The organism is Streptomyces sp. NPDC046859, from assembly GCF_040645135.1.
Taxonomy (GTDB): domain Bacteria; phylum Actinomycetota; class Actinomycetes; order Streptomycetales; family Streptomycetaceae; genus Streptomyces.
This window is the reverse complement of sequence record NZ_JBEYXR010000008.1, coordinates 251416-272250: the sequence shown is the minus strand read 5'-3', so window position 1 is coordinate 272250 and position 20835 is coordinate 251416. Positions and strand designations below refer to the sequence as shown.

Here is a 20835-nt window from a genome sequence, read left to right as displayed (position 1 = left end):
GCCGGCCCCCACGGGCCACCCCCGACACCGCAGGAGAGACCCCACATGCTCCGGCACCACCGCAAGCGCCTCCACTCCCTCGCGCTCGCCACGGCCACCGTCGCCGCCACCCTGACCGCCGCGCCGCTCCTGACCGCGGCCCCGGCGGCCGCCGCCCCCGCGCAGTACGCCGACGACTTCAACGGCGACGGCTACCGCGACCTCGCCACCGCCGCGCCGTACACCCCCGTCGGCGGCAAGACCGACGCGGGCGCCGTCGTGGTCACCTACGGCTCCCGCAGCGGCCTCAGCGCGTCCCACCGCACGACCGTCACGCAGAACACCACCGGCGTCCCCGGCACCGCCGAGCAGGGCGACCGCTTCGGCAAGGGCCTCGCCTCCGGCGACCTCAACCGGGACGGCTACGCCGACCTCGTGATCGCCAGCCCCGGCGAGGACGTCGGCTCCGACGTGGACGGCGGCGCCGTCACGATCGTCTGGGGCGGCAAGAACGGCCTGTCCGGCGGCCAGTCCGTCCCCGACGGCGCCCCCTCCGCCCACGACGAGTACGGCATGTCCCTGACCGTCGGCGACTTCACCGGCGACGGCAGGGCCGACCTCGCCGTCGGCAGCACCGGCAAGGACATCTGGATCCACAAGGGCGGCTTCCTCAAGGCATCCGGCGCCGCGTCCCGCCAGGCCCTCACCACCGACCTGCACACCGGCTCCATCTACGGCGCCCAGAGCCTCGCCGCCGGCGACGTCGACGGCGACGGCACCGACGACCTGGTCATCAGCGGCACCCAGGCCGAGACCTACGACGACGGCACCTTCGTCTACCTGGGCTCCCCCTCCGGCCTCACCCGCCAGACCCTCCTGGTCAACGGCGCCTACGAGATCGCCGCCACCGGCGACCTCAACGGCGACGGCTACGCCGACATCGTCACCTCGACCTACGGCGACGGCGTGAAGAGCCTCGGCGGCTCCGTCAGCGCCTACCTCGGCACCCCGAACGGCATCAGCACCCGCGCCCAGACCACGATCACCCAGGACACCCCCGGCGTCCCCGGCACCGACGAGGAAGGCGACTGGTTCGGCAACGCCCTCTCCCTCGGCGACACCGACAAGGACGGCTACGCCGACCTCGCCGTCGGCACCCTCCACGAGACGATCGGCGACGCCGAGATCGCCGGCAGCGTCACCGTGCTCCGCGGCTCCGCCGCCGGCCTGACCGCGACCGGCGCGAAGTCCTTCACCCAGGACACGGCCGGCGTCCCCGGCACCGCCGAGTCCGCCGACCGCTTCGGCGCCTCGGTACGCCTGTCCGACCTGACCGGCGACGGCCGCGCCGACCTGTCCGTCGGCGCCGACGGCGAGAACCACCCGGCGGGCTCGATCTACAGCCTGCGCGGCTCCGCCACGGGCGTGACCACGACGAACGCGACCAGCTTCGGCCCCGGCTCGCTCGGCCTGCCCTCCGGCTACCTGCGCCTCGGCCAGGACATGCTCCACTGACGACATCCCCTCGGGGCATCCCTTAGGGGATGTCACAGCTCGGCAGCAAAGCCGGGCCCGAACCGCCGGGCCCGGCACACCGTTTGCCAGGACCAGGTACGTTCGAAGACGTGGCTGGATTCAGGATCGGACGGGGCAGCAGGAACAACGGCACCCCGCACACGCAGCAGACGCCCCAGGGACCGTCGTACGGCTACCCTCCGCCGCCGCAGCAGCCGTACGGCGGCTCGGGCGGCGGAGGCGGCTGGCCGCAGGCGCACGGCGGCGGGCACGGCGGCTACGGCCCCGGTGGTCACGGCCCCGCGGGCCAGGGCGAGCCGGAGTACTTCGGCGACGGCGGCTACCCGCACGCCCCCGCCGACCCGTACGCGGCGAACAACCCCGGTCACACCCAGGCGTTCACCGTCGGCGACGACCCGTACACGCAGGGCGACACCTACCGCGCGGGCACGGCCCCGGCCGGCCCGATCGGCCCCCGCCTGCACTGGAAGGACCTGCTGCGCGGTGTGATCTTCTCGCCCCAGCAGACGTTCCTGCAGATGCGGGACTACGCCATGTGGGGCCCCGCCCTCATCGTGACGTTCCTGTACGGCCTGCTCGCGGTCTTCGGCTTCGACGGCGCCCGCGAGGACGCGATCAACGCGACCCTCTCCAACGCCATCCCGATCGTCCTGACCACCGCCGTCGCCATGGTCCTGTCGGCCTTCGTCCTGGGCGTCGTCACCCACACCCTCGCCCGCCAGCTCGGCGGCGACGGCGCCTGGCAGCCCACGGTCGGCCTCTCCATGCTGATCATGTCCCTCACGGACGCCCCGCGCCTGGTCGTCGCCATGTTCGCGGGCGGCGACGCCTCGTTCGTCCAGATCCTCGGCTGGGCCACCTGGGTGGCGGGCGGCGCCCTGCTCACCCTGATGGTCTCCAAGTCCCACGACCTCCCCTGGCCGAAGGCCCTGGGCGCGAGCGCGATCCAGCTGGTGGCCCTGCTGTCGATCGTGAAACTGGGCACGTTCTAGCCCCCGGCCGAAGGAAGGGGCCCCTGTCGCGGACGGCGACAGGGGCCCCTTCTGATAGAACACGGCCATGACCTACAGGTTCGTTGCGCGCGCGGCCGGGGCGGAGACCGACCTCGACCACGACTGCTGCATAGAGGCGACCGTCGCGGAGGAAGAGGACGGCAGCGGCTTCTTCCTGCTGTTCCAGTGCAGCAGCGACGAACCGGACGAGCAGGACGTCTCCCTGGGCTTCGACACGCACTGCGTGGTCACCCCCGACCAGGGCACCGCGTACGGGTGCGTACGGTCGGTCGAGCTGACCGGAAACGTCTTGCGCGTCTCCCTGGATCCCGCGGCACTGCCCTCGCTGGACCTGGAGGACGCGGAGATCGAGGCGGTCCTGGAGGCGCCGGCCGAGGACATCGCCCGCTTCCGCGAGGTACTTCCCCAGGTCCTGTCCTACGGCCGAGAGGCTGCGCTGCCGCTCCGCGTCACCGTATGAACCGCGAACAACGAAAGACCCCGGCACCGGGCCGGGCCCTGAACCACGTCGGCCCGCCTCGCAGCCGCCGGCAGTACACCGTTCATGGCCGTCAGGACGGGACCGAGGGCGGAAGCCGCTCCCAGCAGCCCGCAACACGCGCGGGTCAGAGCGCTTCCGGGTTCTCCTTGGGTGCCTCACCGGACTTGTGTACCGGAGGCAAAACGCTCCACGGGAAGTTGATCCAGTCGTCCGTGCGCTTCCAGACGTACTCGCACTTCACGAGGGAGTGGGACTTCTCGTAGATCACGGCGGAGCGGACCTCGGCCACGTGCTCGACGCAGAAGTCGTGGACGAGCTTGAGCGTCTTGCCGGTGTCGGCGACGTCGTCGGCGATCAGCACCTTCTTGTCGGTGAAGTCGATCGCGTTCGGGACGGGCGCCAGCATGACCGGCATCTCCAGCGTCGTCCCGACGCCGGTGTAGAACTCGACGTTCACCAGGTGCAGGTTCTTGCAGTCGAGCGCGTAGGCCAGCCCGCCGGCGACGAAGACGCCGCCCCGGGCGATGCTCAGCACGACGTCCGGCTCGTACCCGTCGTCGGCGATGGTCTGCGCCAGCTCGCGGACGGCGGTGCCGAAGCGCTCGTAGGTCAGGTTCTCCCGCGCGGGGGCGTCGCTCATGCCGTCCTCACACCTGGGTCCGATGGAAGTTCTGGAAGGACCGGGACGCGGTCGGCCCGCGCTGCCCCTGGTAGCGCGACCCGTACCGCTCGCTGCCGTACGGGAACTCGGCGGGCGAGGTCAGCCGGAACATGCACAGCTGGCCGATCTTCATGCCCGGCCACAGCTTGATCGGCAGCGTGGCGAGGTTCGACAGCTCCAGGGTGACGTGCCCGCTGAACCCCGGGTCGATGAACCCGGCGGTCGAGTGCGTGACGAGCCCGAGCCGCCCGAGCGAGGACTTGCCCTCCAGCCGCGAGGCGAGGTCGTCGGGCAGCGTGATGACCTCGTACGTGGAGGCGAGCACGAACTCCCCGGGGTGCAGGATGAACGGCTCGTCGCCCTCCGGCTCCACCAGCCGCGTGAGGTCCGCCTGCTCGATGGAGGGGTCGATGTGCGGGTACCGGTGGTTCTCGAACACCCGGAAGTACCGGTCCAGCCGTACGTCGATGCTGGACGGCTGCACCATGGAGTGGTCGTAGGGATCGATCCGTACCCGCCCGGCGTCGATCTCGGCCCGGATGTCCTTGTCTGAGAGAAGCACGCCCTGAGGATACGCAAGGCGCGCGTACCGGTCCCAACCGCACCGTCCGCGCGCCCCACGCCCGCTCTGTCCGTGTCGCCGGCTACCGCTTCTCCCCCTGGACCGGCACCGCGCTGCGGAGCCGGGCGCAACGGGGACATCGGACGAGCCGGCCGCGGCCGAGCCGCTCGGCCTGCTGCATCGGGAACGTCGCGGTGCTGAACACGTGCCCATCGGCACACTGGACGACGGTGCGCTCCATCAAGTCCTAGAGTCCCTTCCCCAAGAGCCGCGCCCGGCTGCTGCCTGCCGGACGACGAGAGGCCACATTACGGGATCAAAGGGACGGCCCTCCAGGCGGCACTCCGGCCCCGCCCGGACCCCCTTCCACTCCGCCACGGTACGCCCCAACTCCGGCGCCCCGCAGGCGCGTCCACGCCCTGAAACGCACTCAGGCCCCGACGTGACAGCGCCCGGGCCCGGAGATGAGGTAGAGTGACGAGGCGATCGGACACCCCCCGGTTACCCCGGACAGGGCGTCTTACGCGGGTGTAGTTTAATGGTAGAACATCAGCTTCCCAAGCTGAGAGCGCGAGTTCGATTCTCGTCACCCGCTCCATGCGAACCCCCAGGTCGGAGATCCGGGGGTTCTTTGTTGTTTAGACCGGTGCAACTGCGCACCACAAGTGGCGGTCAGGCAAGATGGGGTGTTTCTTGCCGCCGGACAGGGACTCTGCCCGGCACCTGGGGGGTTTCATTGATCATCGCGGTTTCGCAGGCCTACGACCCGGTCTACCAGCTCCAGACGGGCGCGCTCACCCTGATCTTTGGCGTAGCGCTCATCAGCGTCGGACAGATGCTCCGACGGAACGGGCGGCTACCAGGGCCTTTGGATCTCGGACAAAAGATCTCAGGCTCACTGATGGCGCAAGAGCACAAGACTGCCGGCGTCGTCAGGCTCGGGGCCGTCATGATGGCCGTGGGCTGCTTCTTTCTCTTCGGCACGATGTGTCTCGTGCTGGCCGCGATGGGTGTCATGGGCCCCGCATGATCAGCCGTGCCGCGGCCTGTCCCGAGTGCAGCCAGCCCATGAAGTCTGATGGCCTTGTGCTCTCACGGCGGGAGGACGACGGCCAACGGGCGTGCCGGTCGCTGTGGAGGTGCGCCAGTGGGCACGTCTGGTGGAAGTGGGCCGACCGGCCAGACGAGTCCTTCGACGCCTGCCCGGTGCCGGAGCTGTTCCGCTGACATCCCCGCCTGACATCAACGGCACCGGACGGCAGTGATACACAGCAGCCACGTGCGGTACCGGCACACGAGGCAGGGCCCGTCCGAACGGAGGGCAGATCGAACTCCTAAAGCGGTACTCACAGAAGCCTGCAGCAACGCATATGCGCCGTTCCGGCCGGTCAGCCTCCCATCAGCGCTTGATCGTCCCGTGATTCCCAAGCTGAGCTGCGACCGGCATCGAAACGACGGCGCAATAACCCGTAAGTGCCTCACATCAGTCGACAGGATCTGCCGCGGGAAAATCCTCGTATGCTCGTTCGAAATACTTGGCCAGCTGCACATCGCGGTCCGAAATCCGGTGATCGATGTCCCAAGTGGTGAGGAAAATCCGCACGGTACGCCAGATGTTTTCCCAAACCGGATGGTGAATAGCAATATCGCAACCCGGGGCCGTCATATGCATGAATGAAACCGCATCTCGGAAAGACTGAAATCGATACTCACGGTACAGGCCAACCGTTTCGTGTGTCGCACTGTTGGCATCAGGTGAGGTTTCGTCGAGCCGGCGCTTCTCTATGCGCCAATTATGCAAAGTACCCCTCAGTGCTACCTCGATCTTCTCCTCACTCAAGGGGTCGGGAAGCTCCGGAGCGGGGCGTGGAAACAGGCCTGTTTTTCGATCAGATTTCGACGCTCCCAGCAGTCTGATCAGATTTCTCGCGATCAAATCAACGTCATTGGCGTTGCGCAATTCGATGGCCTGCCGCAAGGCAAGTGCCGAAATTGATGACGGGAGTGATTCTCCAGGAGGCATCACGGCACCCCGAACCAGTACCGGAAGGACGGCCTTGTCTGAATTTAACGACTTCTCTACTTCCAGGCGAACCCAGTCGTCTTGTAGGTCAATTCTCCGTCGTGACCACTCGTCGGACGCCTTTATCCAATTCGGACCGATTACCACGAGTGCGGCAGACGCGTTGTCCAGTGCTTGGCGCAGTCGGTCAGGCCAAATAGTTCCTGGCGATACAGAAGACGTGTCCAAGAAAACGGCTGCACCACCCAGCTGGTCACTCAGCTTCTCCTGTAGCAACCAGGCCTCAGCCGCACCATCCTCGCGACGATAGCTAATGAAGATCCGTTCCATCCGGCCCTCCCCCAACCTGCCATCATGCAAGGGTAGCTGCGCATTCGCCGCGCCCGGAAGGCGGTCAAGGGCCTTGGCCTAACCCTCGTCCCGCTCGACGGCGCTTCGCCGATTGAAGACTTCTTCCTTCACGTCGAGGGGGACACAATCCGCTTCCGCTACTGAGCACGCAGGGTGTCCAGGGTCAGCCCGTTCACGGCCGTTCACAGTGGACCGAACGTCGGGCTCGCCTCACGGTCTGGCCGCCCATGAACGCAGTTGAACACCCCTGCACTCAGCCCAAGACCCACCTACACAGTTGGCAAGCGTGCGCATGGTGCGGAGGCCGCTGACCGCCCCGCGGATGTTCAGCCGTCCCTGTCAGTACCGAGCTGTACGGTCCCGCCCATGGCTGAGAGACCGACTACGAGCTGGCGTCACGGCATAGCTGAGGAAGCCGAGGAGCTTGCCGCCGGCACCCTGGACCCCGAGTGCGCCTGCATGGCAGGGCTGTTCCCCGAGGAACTGCTTGCGGCGACCGACGTAGTCCTCGACACGTTCGAGGGCGAGCTTCCTGGACCTAGCAAGGCCCCTGACGAACAGGTCTTTGCTGTGGTGGAACGCGTCGTCCTGGCCCTGAACGCGGTGGACGACGCCCACAACGGCAGCGCCTTCGAAACTGACGAACGCGAAGAGCTGTGCGACTACATCGACGAGTCGCTCACCGAGCGCGGCGTCGATGTAGTCGCCCTGACCGCCCGCCATGGCCTGGGCCGGTACCAGCTCACGAACAAGTGGCGGAAGTGGTAGGACGGCTCAAGAACGCGATCCGCCGAACATCGCACGTCTGCGCACCACAAGCGCACCAGATCGAGCGGGGAACAGCGGGGAATCACGGTGAAAGCGGCCAGCCCGACGATATCGCTCAACGGCCGTCCGCCCTGATCAGAGCCCGAACCGGCCCCGAATGCCCACAGCTTCCCAAGCTGATGCCGTACCAGGGCAACGGGAGTCGGATAGGGCAGGCCGGCCGCCGTCGTGGACGATGCCCCAATGCGCTACTTCAACGGGACAGGCTGGCTCGCGATCTTCACCGGCACTGAGACGATGATCGGAAGGACCAGGGACGTGGACGCTTGGGATGCAACGGGTGTTGCCCTGGTGGTCGATCCTCAGCGCGGCACCCGCCGCCCGGTGACCGACTACCCCGGATTTCTCTCATCTGGAGCCCACCAGTCAAGTTGTGGCCGCCATACCTGGAGGGGGCTGGCGCGCGTTCTGGAACGATGAGGGACCCGACAACGGGCCGTTGACCGAGCAGGTGCTTGCATGGCTGGTCACCGCCAAGGGACGCCGCCACCCCGATCACCGTCGACGCGCACGGGGATGTGGACGACGCCGAAAGTGCCGATCGCCTCATCCCACCCGGGGAGGAGTGAAGCGGTGCCCACCATGTGCGTGTCTAACTGCGTGACAACGTCGACGAACAACAACGGACGAGCGCGGACGCCAGCGGACCATCAGCGCAGGTGATTGACACGCCAGCCCAAGGCGCCGCCCCACCCAAGTTGCTTCGGGACGAAGAGCTTCGTGCCGCACCCGTGCCCCGATTGTGCGGGGGCCGAGGGAATCGCTGTGACGAACTGGTCTCGCGCAGCAGCGGACCCGCCCATTTCGCGTGCTTTATCCATGCGCTGGGTGTGGATTCACCGCCATAGTGTCCGCCCAGAATGGTTGTCCGGGATTGCAGGTTCGGACGCTGGGTCATGTGGTTGGCGACCAGGGCTGCTGGGCGAGGTGGCGTTGCAGGTCAAGGTGGCGAAACTGGTAGACAGCTCCCACTTGCCGTAACACACCCCGGTATTCATGTGCATCCTGAAGGAAAGTCATTAAGTTCCACGGAACTCGGCGCCGCAATGCCAGATAGGTCTTAGTTATTAGCCAGCCAGCCCAAGCTGTTTGCTCAAGTCCGACGACGAGTCCAACCAGCAACCCGAAGCCGCCGCCCGCCCAACCCAAGACGAGTCCGACCACAAGTCCGCCCGGTAGCCCGGCCGCAAGACCGAACCCGCCGCCCACGAGCCCGGCGACGAGCTCGATCCCGAAAAAGGTACGGCGATCCTGGGCGAGCAATGTGGCGGGTCCAGTCATGGTGGTTAGGTCAGCCTTCTCGCCTCTGAGTCCGCCCACGAGACTAACTATGAGTCCGAACACGAGCCCGACCATCAGCCCGAGTAGGAGCCCGTCCGCAAGCCCGAGGCCGGCCAGAAACCCGAATGCGAGCCCGAACGCGAGCCCGGAGACCAACCCGGCAATAAGTTGCCCGCCAAGCTTGCGGGGAGACCAGCCCTGCCGGGCATTTGGGGCGCCTGCACGCGTGGACCTGAGTCCGACTACGAGCCCGACCGAGAGCCCGACCATCAGCCCGAACGCTACCCCGGTTCCGTGGCTGGCCCAGCCAGCCACAAATAACCCGAAAAAGACCGCGGTCACGACGCCGACCGCAACTTGGCCCCCAAGCTTGCGGAGTGACCAGCGTAGCCGTGTATTCGCAGCAGCCGGGGAGGTGGACCTCAGTCCGACGACGAGCCCGACCATCAACCCGAATCCGAGTCCGAATACCAGCGCGAACGCGAGCCCCATTACCAGCCCGAACCCCGACCCAGCCGCTAGCCCGGCCACGAGCCCGAACCCTAACCCGGCCGCGAGCCCACCCGCGAGTGCGAACCTGAGCCCTGCGACGAGCTGCCCGCCGAGGTTGCGGGGTGACCAGCGTAGACGCGCACTCGGGGAGCCCAGGGGGGCGGATTTGAACCCGAAGACAAGCCCGAACGAAAGCCCGGCCGTGACCCCGAGTCCAAGTCCGAACACGAGCCCGAACACGAGTCCCATCACGAGCCCGAATCCGAATCCAGCCATGAGCTGCCGCCCGAGGCGGCGGACTGAGCGGAGTGACCAGCTTAGCCGTGTACTTGGAGTGCCCGAGGGCGTAGACCTGAGCGCGACCATGAGTCCGAACACGAGCCCGGCCGCGAATCCGTGCACGAGTCCACCTACGAGCACTACTACAAGCCCGAGTATCAGGCGGTGAACGTATGGGGGGAGGACGTAGGGGAGTTCCCACCAGGCCAGGTTGGGGCTACCGCCGCGACGGGTCTCCAGGTGCCGGGCGAGGAAAACTAGGCAGCGATGGACTTGAGGAATGGTCCAGCGGGGCGGGTGCGAGTGGTGACGAGTGTAGGCGGCAGGTATGTAGGCGTTGAATAGGTGGGCATTGAGGGCGGCCCGGGTGGGGAAGGCGGTTGTGTTGCACAGTTCGTCTGGGTGCGGGATCGCATTGGGCGTGGCCGGGGTGTGTGGTCGGGGATTGTAGATGGTGCGGGCCAAAAACAGGCCCAGGGGGGTACTCAGCGCTTCCCCGACGGGTGTGTCGGTGCCCAAGTGAGTGGCTACGGTGCTCCAACGACCAGCAGCGGAAGTGCAGGCGCCGCCGGCGTCGTGGCGCAGGTAGGCGGCCGCTTGGTCGGCAGCGAGTGGCAGGAGATGGATGCCAGCAGCCCCGTTGAGCCGCACCATTGCATCCTGTTGCGTGAGGACGTCCCGATACGCGGCAGCACGACTGGCCACCACCAGAGGCTGCTTAGCGGGCAAGGCCCGGTTGAGCGCATCGAGGGCAATGGCGTGCAGGGCAGGGGGAATCTCGTCGAAGCCGTCAAGGAGCGGCAGGATCAGCCAGGAATCCAGCAGGGCCTGGGCCAAGTCGACTTGTGCGACCCCGGCAGCGGCCGGCGGGGCCAGTTCGCGCAGTCCGGCATGGTCGCGTCGCAACTGCTCGGCCAGCCAGTCTTTCAAAGGCTGGTGGGCGGGGTCCCAGGAGGCGAGGGAGAAAAGCACCGGCACTGGACCGCCTCCTGACCGCTGTGCTATTAGGTCGTGAAGCAATCGAATGAGCAGCATGGTCTTGCCAGAGCCGGGCGGCCCAAGGATCAACAGACGGCGCGTTGGTACCCGCTTGGTAAACACATCGCCGATCTGCGCGTCAGCGCCTGCGAGTCCCGGAGCGTCCGCGGGCCACTCAGTGGGATCTCCCGGCGGCCCCCCAGGCCACGCCCGAGCCACCTCGGTCAGCAAAGCCCAGGGCTCGACGAGGTCCGCATCGGCGGCGCGCCAAGCGATCGGTAGCGGGTAGGGATCGTTTAGACGACGGATAGCAGCTTCGTTGTCCCACTGATTTCTGACCACTTGCGCGAGCTCGTCGGCGACCGCGTTCAGGTCCACCCGGGGGAGTGCTTCCAGACGATCATGCTGGAATGCCTTCCAGGCCAGGTAGGCGGGCGCCAAGGTAGGGAGCAACGTGGCTGCTGTCGTGGCCCTGCCCAAATCAAAGTACCAAGCCAGCGCTAATGCCCCGCCCACCCCCAGCGCCAGCGTCAATAAGAACAACACGCCCACACGCTTCGGCCCCCGGCCGCGTCCCCCAGTTCTCACAGTCAGTCATCATGCCGTCACCGAGCCACCTTGGGCTCCTGTTCGGGGAAAATAGTGAAAAATGGTTGGTTTGCAGGCGACGTGTAAGAAACGGCAAGGGTCCTCCGGAGCCCTTGCGCTACAGCAGCGAAGTACAGCAACCACCGTGGCCCCAGCTGTCTGTCAACAACCGTCCGTACCCCGCCCTGCCCTTGCCTCAGGTGCTAACAACCACGGCAACCGGGCCACCTGTTGCTTGCCAAGCGGAAGACGATGGCCGGCGGACCTGCCGCTCGCTGTGGAGGTGAGTCAGACGAGCCGTCGGAGATCTGCCCAGACCCGGTCTGTCCCGATGACATCTATCGCTGACATCAACGAATGCGGACGGCGGCGGCTATCGGCAACCACGTAAGGCACCCGCATGCGCCAAAGCGGCAAGGATGCTGAGGATAGGTCGAACTCCTAAGGCGGTGCTCACTCTCTACACCGCTCAGGACGAGGACGCGAAACCAGTGGACTGGTCGAGGTGGAACGAGGAGCCCGGAACCGTCGGAGTCCAACCCGCACGCAGGGCAAGTCGAACAGCAGCAGCAACACCGGACGGCAGTACAGGCTCAGCCTCGCGACCGATCCAGTTGCTCGTATGCGGCTGGTCGGTGGTGACCACGAGCGTCATGCCCGGGGTGTCCGCATGCTCGACCGCGAACGTGCACGGCGACCAGGCCAAGCCCTGGAAGTACGTCGGCCTCCCACGCAGCCGCCAGCGGTAGGCCGTACCGTCGACAACGATCCGTCGTGATCCCTTGCGGACCAGAGCCATGGCACTCCCTCCAACAGCGAAGATGTTAGCGAGCCCGGCCCCACCGGCCGTCTCATTTTCCGTCTCATTCAGCGCCGTTCACGACCGTCCAGTCGGGACGAGAGGCGGTGACCGCCCAGGCAATCAGCCGCCCATGAACGCAGGTGAACGCCTCTGTACGCGATCCCTGGCCCACCAACACAGTTGGAAAGCGGCACCGACGTCTTGTCAGTGGTGGCGGATACGGTCCCGGCATGGCGATGAGACCACCTGAGAACTGGCGTGCTGGCATAGCCGAGGAGGCCCGCCAACTGGCAGCCGGGACATTGGACCCGGAATGTGCCGGCGTGGCACAGCTCTACCCGGAGTCGTTTCTGCGGGATACAGATGAAGCCCTTCAAGCGTTCGAGCAGGCCCTAGGCATGCTGGCGGAACCGTCCGACGAGCAGGTCTTCGACGCCATCAGGCAAGTCGTCCTTCGGCTCAACGCAATAGATGAGGACAGCCACCACGGCAGCGCCGGGTACGACACCGTGGACCGAGAGGAACTGTGCGAGTACATCGACCAGACGTTGACTGAGCACGGCATCGATGTGGCGGCTCTGGCGGCGCGGCGCGGTATCGGGCGCGCCGAGATCACCGATGGGTGGCGTGACTGGTGACTGCGGCAGTACAGCAGCGGAGTACGGCAGCCACAGCAACCGCCCGCGTCCTGTAGCGCCCGCAGGTGACCGTGAAGCGGCCTGTATGACCGCCACTGACCGATCTCTGTAGAGCTACGGATCAGAAGGTCCCGCCACCATGAGACGGCTGGGGCTCTCGTCCCGGGCCGTCCGTGGACAACGAGGGATCGGCGCCACGGAGTTCAGCGCAGCGCCCGACGCTCGTCTACACGGCGTGTCGGCACACCCAGAAAAACGTCGGGTGCCGCAGAGCCATAGACGATGTTGAACGTTTCCAGTCGATAGGACCAGGCGCCGTCACAACGGTCGACGAACCGATGGTTGATCTGCCATTGCAGCCACTGGCCGGGAGCCAGACGAACGGCAGGCGGGCGCCGATCGCGTCGTGGCATGGCGAACGTGCTCACCTCTGGCGGGCCCACGCGCAGCAGCCCGTCAACCTCGCGAAGAATCGTCCCGGATGCCGACAGATCCCGTACCCGCACGTGAGGTTCGAAGGAGTCGGACTCCTGCATGGCGATCTCATGAAGGGCGGCATTCAAGCGCGGAGGCAGGGAGAAGGCCGTTGGTGCGGCGTTTCTGCGAGCAGCTCCAGGGCCGCCGCGCGACTTCTTCGTCCACGACGTGCGTATCCACTGCACAACAACATCCATGTGACCCATCATCAGGCGGGACGCCGCACCGTGGCCACAGAGTTACGTGCGGTGCCGGATCGAGCGGGGAACCACGGGGAACAGCGGCGAGCGGCAGGCAACTCGAAGCGATCGCCCGTGGCCCGGAAGCCGCAGATCACGGCGCACTTCCCACCATTCGCCGCAGACCATGTCGAAGAGGAGTTCGGCCGCCTCGTTGCCACGACTGAGGGCGAGCGACGACCCGGTCGTTGCCCCGATCACCGCGAAGCGGTCATGGAGACCCTGGATGAAGGCAGGGAAGGCAGCGGCCCCCTGAGGGCTGCGAAGCGGGGCGTGATGTGTGCGGCCGACCTTCGCGAGTGGCGCGACCGTGACGGGGGCGACCCGGAGCGTCTCTGTTGTCCGGCAGGGGAGAAGGCGTACGGCGGAGGTGGCTGGGCAGGTACTCGTGTCGGCCATGCGAGTGGGTTCCTGTCGGGAGACCATCGTTTGACGGAGACCATCGGTCACCGGTGCGAAGGTTCCTCTGATGCGCTTGCGGGCTTCGGTGGGTGGCTGCCATGACTGGAGGGCGGTGTCGTGGAGGACTCGGTGCCCGGTGCGGGAGGTCAGGGGCGGTCGGGGCCCGTGGTCGAGCCGGGTTTCTGGCGGCAGGTCGTCGAGCAGTTGGGCACAGCCCTGATGACGGTGGATCCGGCTGGACGGATCCTCGCCGTCAACCTGGCCGGCGAACGGCTGCTGCGCCGCGGCGTCGCCGCCATGCGCGGGAAGGACGCGCACGATCTGCTGCACCGGGCCGCGGACGGCGGCACACTCCCGCGGGAGCGGTGCCCACTGCTCCGGTCGCTGGCCGAGAGGGCTGCCGCGCGCGGGGAGGGTGACCGCCTTCTGCGGGGTGACGGTCGTCTGGTCACGATCTCCTGGTCCGCTTCCCCTCTCACGGACGGCGTCTCCTTCAAGGGCGTGGTCGTGCTGTTGAACGACATCACGGGTGACCGCAGTGCCCGCCGGGAACGCGCGGCCTACACCAGCGCTCTGGAGGACCTCACCGAGCGGCTGACGCTCGTCGCGGAGATCACCGACGTGCTGGGGCAGACCCTGGACACCGACGAGGCCCTCGCCCGGCTGGGCCACCTGCTGGTTCCTCGCCTGGCCGACTGGGCCGCGGTGGACCTCAGGACCGGTTCCGGGCGGGTCCACCGGGTGGCGGTGACCGGTCCCGGGGGCCGGGCCGGAGAGCTGGAGGGCGGGCGCGAGCGTCTTCCCGAGAACGCGGCGGCAGACCGCTCGCCCCTTGTCCAGGTGCTGAACGGAGGCGATCCCGTAGTAGTGCAGAACGGTGAGGACGAGGCGGAGAGCTCCCCACCTGGTTCTCCCGTGGGTGCCGCCCACAGCGACTTCCTGCGGACCGTGCACGCGACATCCACCATCACGGTGCCGCTGGGCACCAGGCGGCCGATCACCGGTGCCCTGACGCTGGTGCGCACCGACCCGGAGCACCCCTTCGACAGCGACGACCTGGAGATCGTGAGCGACATCGGCCGCAGGGTCGGTCTGGTCATCGACAACGCACAGCGGTTCGGCCGCCAGCGCGCCGTCGCGGAGGCCATGCAGCGCAATCTGCTGCCTCCGCTGCCCCAGCCCGGCCGCCTGCGGCTGGCCGCCCGCTACCAGCCCGCTCCGGCCGGCTCCCAGGTGGGCGGGGACTGGTACGACGCGTTCCAGCTGAAGGACGGCACGCTCGCCCTGGTCATCGGCGACGTCGTGGGCCACGATCTGACCGCGGCGGCCGGCATGGCCCAACTGCACGGCATCCTGCGCGCACTGGCCTGGGACCACGCCGGGCCGCCCGGCGCGGTCGTCGACCGGCTCGACGACGCCATGCCCGCCATCACCACCGTCCCCATGGCCACCCTCGTCCTCGCCCGGATCGAGGGCCACCCGCGCACCGGACCATGGACCCTGCGGTGGACCAGCGCCGGACATCCGCCGCCCCTCCTGCTGACCCCCGACGGACACGCGCGCTACCTCGAGGCCGGACAGGGACTGGTCCTCGGCGCCCCCCAGGGCACCCGCGCGAGCCGGCCGAACGCCACGGAGCCCCTGTCGCCGGGGTCGACCCTGCTGCTCTACACCGACGGCCTGATCGAGATCCCCGGCAGCGACCTCGACACCGGCCTGGACCGGCTGCGCCGCCACGCGCTCGCGCTCGCCCACTCACCGCTGGACGCACTGTGCGACCAGCTCCTCCTCCGTATGACGCCCGGCAGCACTGACGACGTGGCTGTGCTCGCCGTGCGTCTGCCGGACCGGTAACCGATCGACACCACTCCCGGCCCGAAGGGCGGGCGGTCAAGCGGCGGAGTTCTTCGGTGACGCGTCACCGGAACCGGGGGACAGGCGCCCACCCGGGATGCGGGCGGCGTGACTCCTTGCCCGCCCCGCGTTCCCGGAGACGGTCGCCTGGTCGATGGCGGAGGCGATCCGCGCCGCGCACCGCTCGCGCAGCAGAAACAGACACGGAGAGATCTGAAAGAACCGTGCCGCGGACGTGTGCGTTAGGCGAGGTCGGGGGGCTTGGTGTGCCAGGCCGGTTCAGCGACGTCCCTTGGGGACTGACCCGGCCCAGGCTCCTCCGGTCCTGCAGACGTGCCGGACGAGCCGCACACCAGGCAACGCGAAGGGGCCCTGCTGCACACGCGGGAGGGCGACTTGGCGGGGCCTGATGTCGTTCGCGTGATGTCGTGGGGGCATGGCTCTGCCCCGTCGTCCTCCTGACGGAAGCGGCAGCCGCGGTCCGCTGGACGGAGCCCGGTCGCCTCGCCGCGGCTCGCTGGAAGCCGGACGCCTTCAGCCGAGCACCAGCAGGCGGTGCGGAGCGAAACGGGACGCCCCGCCGCCCTCCGCGGGGAGAGCGCTCCAGCCCCAGGCCAGCAGTGCCCGGTAGGTGTCCACGTCACCGCGGTCGACCAAGGTGACGCCGAGTGCGCCGGTGTGGTCTCCCAGCAGCCGCTTCTGCAGGCGCCGGGCGAGGTTCCACTCGCGGGTCGGGTCCTGGGTGCGCACACGGCGCTCCACGAGGACGCCGGCGACCGCGAGGAGCTTGCCCGAGAGGGCGGTGCGGAACAGGGCCTCCGGGAGATATCCGTCGAGGCCCTGCCACCAGGGGTCGGTGCCCCGTACGGGGAAGCCGTAGGCACAGGCCGTGAGGACGGTGGCGCCCGAGGGGCGGACGGCCTCCGCGACGAGCAGCTCGAACCCCGGCCGCCGCATATGACCCGCGAGGCGCCGCCGGAAGGCGGCGGATCCGGCCCGGTCCGACGGGTCGAGGAACCCCGGTTCGTGCGGCTCGCTCGACGAGGTGTGACCGTACAACTCTCCGAGCTCCCCCATCCGGTCGCCGATCTGGCGCCGGGTGAGCAGACGGACGAACACGCCTCTCTCCGGCGGGGTTCCCTGCCGCCGCGGTGGGCACGGTGTCCCGGGAGGCGTCCCGTGTCGGCCCGGCGTCGCGGTGCGGGCGGTCGGCGGGCGGTCCGGCGCGTGCTCGGTCATGAGGCGAACCCTGCCCCGGTCCGGACGAGGTCCGGCCCGGCGTCGTCGTTCGCCGAGAACGGCACTCGGCACATGCGCCGGCACACGGAAAGCCCTCGGCGCCCTCGAGGCTACGCCCGCCTCGGCGGCGGAAGGGGGCACACCCCGACGCGGTCGGGAAACCGTCGGGCGCGTTCCTCGTCGGACAGTCGGGTGCGTTCCTCGTCGGACAAGGGTGCGGCCGCGGCGTGGGCGCGGTCCCCGAGATCTCCTTCACCATGTCCGCGGTCTGTGACAACGGTGTTCTGGAACGACGGCGGGCGGACCCTTCCGGCCCGCGCGGCCCTCATAGTCATCGAGTGACCACGGAGCCGGAAGCGGCTTCGTCATGAACCACCACTGACCACTGTTTCTCCAGGGGGATCCGATGTACCGCACGCACCGCAAGGCCTTTCTCGTCTCCGCCGCCCTCGTGGGCGGCACCCTGCTGATGACCGCCTGCGAGGACGGGAACGCGGCCAAGGACACCGGTGCCGCACGGAGTTCCGCGCCCGCGTCGGGCGGCGGTGCGTCCGTCACGCCGTCCGGTTCGGCGGCCGCGGGCAGCGGCAAGGGCCCCGGTGCGAAGGACGAGGGGACCGACGCGGCCGACACCGGTTCCGGCGTCGACGCCGGCGACGGCACGCGGGTGCCGGTCGAGCAGGGCTGCGGAGCCAACGACATCACGTGGAGCACCAGGTCCGAGACCCAGGCGGGCGGCTACATCCTGGTCATCGCCAAGGCCAGGCCGGGGATCACCTGCTACCTGCCGGGCACCCACCCGATCGTGGCCTTCGGGTCCGACGGCACCGAGGCGGGCCCCGCGGAACAGGCCGTCGGCGAGCCGATCAAGCTGACCGGGGGCACCACCGCGTACGCCGGTGTGAACCCGAAGACCACCAGCACGAACGACGGCAAGGAACTGGACTCCGTCATCGTCGCCGTCGACGACTCGGACGCGAACCCGGTCTCCCTGAAGGTCGGCACCATCACGGTCGACGAGGCGATCGTCACCAACTGGCACACGGCGCCGAAGGACGCGGTCCCCTTCAGCTGACGGGATGGGCGGCCCGGACCGGGCGATCGCGGCCGCCTTCACGGGGTGCCGGTGGGCTTCCGGATTCGCCCCGGGGGCGGACCTAGCCGTTCAGCGCCGCACTGATCTCCCGGAGCCGGGCCTCCGGCAGGGCGAAGGGGTTCGCGGGGTTGCGGTAGGAGTGGCCGCCATCGTTGGTCCAGACGCCGTCCGTGCGCGTCCAGTGGGCGGGTTCCCACTGGCCCTGGTGCTCCAGGAGCAGGTCCGCCACCTTGGCGGGCTCCTCCATCGCGGTGAGGGCGTCGAGCGCGGCCGTGAGACGGAGGGCCGCGTCGTCGGGGAGGCTCGCGTCGCCGAGGGTGGGGAAGAGCAGCAGCAGACGTGCGTCGGCGTCGACGACGCCCGTCGTCGCCGGCTGGTCCGCGACCGCCAGCAGTTCGTGCCAGGCCGTCCCGGCCCCATGAAGTGGCCGTCGTCCACGGCGAGCGTCGCCGCGCCGGACCAGGACGGGTGATGGATCAGGTAGTCCGCTCCCCGCTCTCCGTCGAGGTTGCGGTAGACGACGTGCAGGGTGTGGCCCAAGCGCAGCGGCACGCTGAACACGGGCCACTCGTGCTCCGCGGACAGCGTGCGGTACAGCTCCATGGCCGCGTCCCAGTCGGCACCGAACGCGGCCTCCTCGGCGGCCTCTCCCCGCAGGCAGCTCCCGAGGTGCACCGGCCAGAAGAGGGGGTCGTCCAGGTAGGCGTGCCCCTCGACCAAGGGGCCGTACTCGTATCCCGGTATCAGCGGCATGCGGGGATCATGGCAGGTGGGTCGGACATCGCCGGCCCGGCCGTGGGCGGCGCGGTCGCGGCAGGTCCCACGCCCGGAGCGGGCCCGGGTCGCGTACGGCCCGGCTCCGCGTGACGCGGTCGCCCGTCAGCCGGAACGCGATCACCGTCTCGACGCGGCCGCCGGACACGAGGACCGGGCCGGGCAGGCGCCCGTGTACGGCTCCCGGCGGGCGCGCCGAGACGCCTCCAGCCGGCCACCCGGCCCCCTGACGGGCTGAGCGGCGCCTGCGGGGTCACCCCCTGAGCGGCGCCTGCGGGGTCACCCGCGCCCCGCGTCCTCCAGGCGCGGGAACAGCGCCGGGCCCTTCGTGATCCGCGTACCGGCGGGGAGCCTGCCCCACGCCCCGGCGTCCTGGACCCTCTGGTCCGCGAGGGGGCCGAGGGAGGGCTCCGCGCCCAGGGAGTCCCACAGGCGCCGCGAGGTCTCCGGCATGACCGGGTGCAGCAGGACGGCGAGGGCGCGCAGCGACTCCGCGGCGGTGTGGAGGATCGTCGCGAGCCGGGCTCGGCCCGGCGCGCTGTCGTCCTTGGCGACCTTCCAGGGCTCCTGCTCGGTGAGGTAGCCGTTGACCTGCTTGACGAAGTCGAAGATCGCGACGATGCCGCCCTGGAAGTCCAGCTCCTCGCCGATCCTGCGGTCGGCCTCCGTGACCGTCCTGGCCAGGCCGGCGCGGATCGCGTGCTCGGCGTCGCCGTCGGCGGTGGACGCCGGGAGCTCGCCGTCGAAGTACCGGCCGACCATGGCCGCCACGCGCGAGGCGAGGTTGCCGAAGTCGTTGGCCAGCTCGCTGGTGTAGCGGGCGGCGAAGTCCTCCCAGGAGAACGTGCCGTCCTGGCCGAAGGCGATCGCGCGCAGGAAGTACCAGCGGTACGCGTCCACGCCGAAGTGCGAGGTCAGGTCCCGCGGCCCGATGCCGGTGAGGTTGGACTTGCTCATCTTCTCGCCGCCCACCAGCAGCCAGCCGTTGGCGGCGATCCGGCCGGGCAGCGGCAGGCCGTTGGCCATCAGCATCGCGGGCCAGATGACCGCGTGGAAGCGGAGGATGTCCTTGCCGACCAGGTGGACGTCCGCCGGGAACGTCGTCGCGAACTTCTCGGGGTTCTCGTTGTAGCCCGCGGCCGTGGCGTAGTTGAGCAGCGCGTCGACCCAAACGTAGATGACGTGCCGGTCGTCCCACGGGACCGGGACGCCCCAGGTGAACGTCGAGCGGGAGATGGAGAGGTCCTGGAGGCCCTGCCGGACGAAGTTCACGACCTCGTTGCGCGCGGACTCGGGCTGGATGAAGCCCGGGTGGGCCTCGTAGTGGGCGAGCAGCCGCTCGGGGTAGTCGCTCAGCCGGAAGAAGTAGTTCTCCTCCTGGAGGAGCTCCACCGGTTTCCGGTGGATCGGGCACAGCTTCTGCCCCGCGTACTCGCCCTCGCCGTCGAGGAGTTCGGCGGGGATCTTGAACTCCTCGCAGTGGACGCAGTACGGGCCTTCGTAGTCCGCCTTGTAGATCTCGCCGTTGTCGTACAGGTTCTGGACGAACTCCTGGACGCGGTCGGTGTGGCGGCGCTGCGTGGTGCGGATGAAGTCGTCGTTCGAGATCTCCAGGTGCCGCCACAGCGGCTTCCACGCCTCCTCCACGAGCCGGTCGCACCATTCCTGCGGGGAGACGCCGTGCGCGGTCGCCGTGCGCAGGATCTTCTGGCCGTGCTCGTCCGTGCCGGTGAGGAACCAGACCTTCTCCCCGCGCTGCCGGTGCCAGCGCGCGAGGACGTCGGCGGCGAGCGTGGTGTAGGCGTGGCCCAGGTGAGGGACATCGTTGACGTAGTAGATGGGGGTGGTGACGTAGTACGCCTTCCCCCCACCGGACTCGGGTCCCCGGAGCGGCTCCATACCGGCCAAGCCTAGCCGTGCCTTTGTCCCCCTTTGTGGTGAATTACCCTCGGCGTGGCCCCTCGCCCCCCGGGCCCCTCCAACGGCACCCCGGGCGACGGCGGTTGGGGTGCCGCCACCCTGCCGTCATCGGCCCGCCCGGCCCTGTGGCGGAGGCCCCGTGAGACGCGCTCCCGCACCGCCGGGCGGAAGGAGGCCGCCGGACGGGCCCAGCGGATCATCGGCGCGGGGAAGGGGGAGGGGGGAGGGGAGGGGGAGAGGTCGACGCCCGCGTCTCCACCGGCCGCGTGCCGGGGTACGACGTCTTCCGCAAGGCCATGATCGCCGACCGCGTGTGCTGATCCTGTCGACGATATGGATTTG

Annotated in this window: 18 protein-coding genes and 1 tRNA gene; 10 read left to right on the top strand and 9 right to left on the bottom strand. The window is 68.7% G+C overall.

The features are described from left to right. Positions 1-45 precede the first annotated feature (45 nt). From ABZ899_RS15305 to ABZ899_RS15295, 3 genes are all read left to right on the top strand, one after another. The gene (locus tag ABZ899_RS15305) at positions 46-1494 is read left to right on the top strand and encodes an FG-GAP and VCBS repeat-containing protein (RefSeq protein ID WP_361345670.1); all 1449 of its coding nucleotides are present in this window, start codon (positions 46-48) and stop codon (positions 1492-1494) included. 29 nt (positions 1495-1523) lie between these two features. Beyond that, entirely contained in the window at positions 1524-2507 is a 984-nt protein-coding gene (locus tag ABZ899_RS15300; protein WP_361345668.1) for a Yip1 family protein, read from the top strand. A 67-nt stretch (positions 2508-2574) separates the two neighbouring features. Next, on the top strand, positions 2575-2988 hold the full coding sequence (locus ABZ899_RS15295) for an Imm10 family immunity protein (RefSeq protein ID WP_361345666.1): 414 nt from the start codon (positions 2575-2577) through the stop codon (positions 2986-2988). A 145-nt stretch (positions 2989-3133) separates the two neighbouring features. Here the strand turns inward: ABZ899_RS15295 and ABZ899_RS15290 are convergent, their stop codons facing one another. After that, on the bottom strand, positions 3134-3649 hold the full coding sequence (locus ABZ899_RS15290; RefSeq protein WP_361345664.1) for a phosphoribosyltransferase: 516 nt from the start codon (positions 3647-3649) through the stop codon (positions 3134-3136). A gap of 7 nt (positions 3650-3656) precedes the next feature. After that, entirely contained in the window at positions 3657-4232 is a 576-nt protein-coding gene (gene dcd / locus ABZ899_RS15285) for a dCTP deaminase (RefSeq protein WP_055621172.1), read from the bottom strand. A gap of 524 nt (positions 4233-4756) precedes the next feature. On the opposite strand from dcd, the gene ABZ899_RS15280 reads away from it, so the two are divergent. Together ABZ899_RS15280 and ABZ899_RS15275 are read left to right on the top strand one after the other, a co-directional pair. Further along, positions 4757-4830: transfer RNA gene (locus tag ABZ899_RS15280), tRNA-Gly, on the top strand. A gap of 138 nt (positions 4831-4968) precedes the next feature. Then, complete coding sequence (locus ABZ899_RS15275; RefSeq protein WP_361345662.1) at positions 4969-5262, top strand: hypothetical protein; 294 nt, start codon at positions 4969-4971, stop codon at positions 5260-5262. 453 nt (positions 5263-5715) lie between these two features. Here ABZ899_RS15275 and ABZ899_RS15270 read toward each other — a convergent pair whose 3' ends face one another. Beyond that, positions 5716-6585, bottom strand: coding sequence for a 4a-hydroxytetrahydrobiopterin dehydratase (locus tag ABZ899_RS15270; RefSeq protein ID WP_361345660.1), 870 nt, complete (start codon positions 6583-6585; stop codon positions 5716-5718). A gap of 387 nt (positions 6586-6972) precedes the next feature. Between ABZ899_RS15270 and ABZ899_RS15265 the strand changes: the two genes are divergently transcribed. Continuing rightward, the gene (locus ABZ899_RS15265) at positions 6973-7374 is read left to right on the top strand and encodes a hypothetical protein (protein ID WP_361345658.1); all 402 of its coding nucleotides are present in this window, start codon (positions 6973-6975) and stop codon (positions 7372-7374) included. Positions 7375-8328: 954 nt separating this feature from the next. On the opposite strand, the gene ABZ899_RS15260 is transcribed toward ABZ899_RS15265, so the two are convergent. Together ABZ899_RS15260 and ABZ899_RS15255 are read right to left on the bottom strand one after the other, a co-directional pair. Continuing rightward, entirely contained in the window at positions 8329-11016 is a 2688-nt protein-coding gene (locus tag ABZ899_RS15260) for an NACHT domain-containing protein (protein WP_361345657.1), read from the bottom strand. A gap of 505 nt (positions 11017-11521) precedes the next feature. Further along, the gene (locus ABZ899_RS15255) at positions 11522-11851 is read right to left on the bottom strand and encodes a hypothetical protein (protein WP_361345655.1); all 330 of its coding nucleotides are present in this window, start codon (positions 11849-11851) and stop codon (positions 11522-11524) included. 233 nt (positions 11852-12084) lie between these two features. On the opposite strand from ABZ899_RS15255, the gene ABZ899_RS15250 reads away from it, so the two are divergent. Further along, positions 12085-12492 carry a hypothetical protein gene (locus ABZ899_RS15250; protein ID WP_361345654.1) on the top strand — a complete coding sequence of 136 codons (408 nt, stop codon included), beginning with the start codon at positions 12085-12087 and terminating at the stop codon, positions 12490-12492. A 203-nt stretch (positions 12493-12695) separates the two neighbouring features. Here the strand turns inward: ABZ899_RS15250 and ABZ899_RS15245 are convergent, their stop codons facing one another. Next, complete coding sequence (locus tag ABZ899_RS15245; RefSeq protein WP_361345652.1) at positions 12696-13166, bottom strand: hypothetical protein; 471 nt, start codon at positions 13164-13166, stop codon at positions 12696-12698. A 609-nt stretch (positions 13167-13775) separates the two neighbouring features. On the opposite strand from ABZ899_RS15245, the gene ABZ899_RS15240 reads away from it, so the two are divergent. Then, the gene (locus ABZ899_RS15240; protein ID WP_361345650.1) at positions 13776-15464 is read left to right on the top strand and encodes a SpoIIE family protein phosphatase; all 1689 of its coding nucleotides are present in this window, start codon (positions 13776-13778) and stop codon (positions 15462-15464) included. 534 nt (positions 15465-15998) lie between these two features. On the opposite strand, the gene ABZ899_RS15235 is transcribed toward ABZ899_RS15240, so the two are convergent. Beyond that, positions 15999-16583, bottom strand: coding sequence for a hypothetical protein (locus tag ABZ899_RS15235; protein WP_361345648.1), 585 nt, complete (start codon positions 16581-16583; stop codon positions 15999-16001). 526 nt (positions 16584-17109) lie between these two features. On the opposite strand from ABZ899_RS15235, the gene ABZ899_RS15230 reads away from it, so the two are divergent. After that, a complete protein-coding gene (locus tag ABZ899_RS15230; RefSeq protein ID WP_361345646.1) occupies positions 17110-17778 on the top strand; it encodes a DUF4232 domain-containing protein in 669 nt (222 codons plus the stop codon). A gap of 82 nt (positions 17779-17860) precedes the next feature. Here ABZ899_RS15230 and ABZ899_RS15225 read toward each other — a convergent pair whose 3' ends face one another. Further along, complete coding sequence (locus ABZ899_RS15225; protein WP_361345644.1) at positions 17861-18028, bottom strand: hypothetical protein; 168 nt, start codon at positions 18026-18028, stop codon at positions 17861-17863. Here ABZ899_RS15225 and ABZ899_RS15220 point away from each other — a divergent pair. Next, positions 18005-18271 (top strand): hypothetical protein, encoded by a 267-nt coding sequence (locus ABZ899_RS15220; protein WP_361345642.1) that lies wholly within the window; start codon positions 18005-18007, stop codon positions 18269-18271. The two genes, ABZ899_RS15225 and ABZ899_RS15220, sit on opposite strands and share 24 nt — an antisense overlap. A gap of 581 nt (positions 18272-18852) precedes the next feature. Here the strand turns inward: ABZ899_RS15220 and metG are convergent. Continuing rightward, positions 18853-20472, bottom strand: coding sequence for a methionine--tRNA ligase (metG, locus tag ABZ899_RS15215; protein WP_361345640.1), 1620 nt, complete (start codon positions 20470-20472; stop codon positions 18853-18855). Positions 20473-20835: the final 363 nt, after the last annotated feature.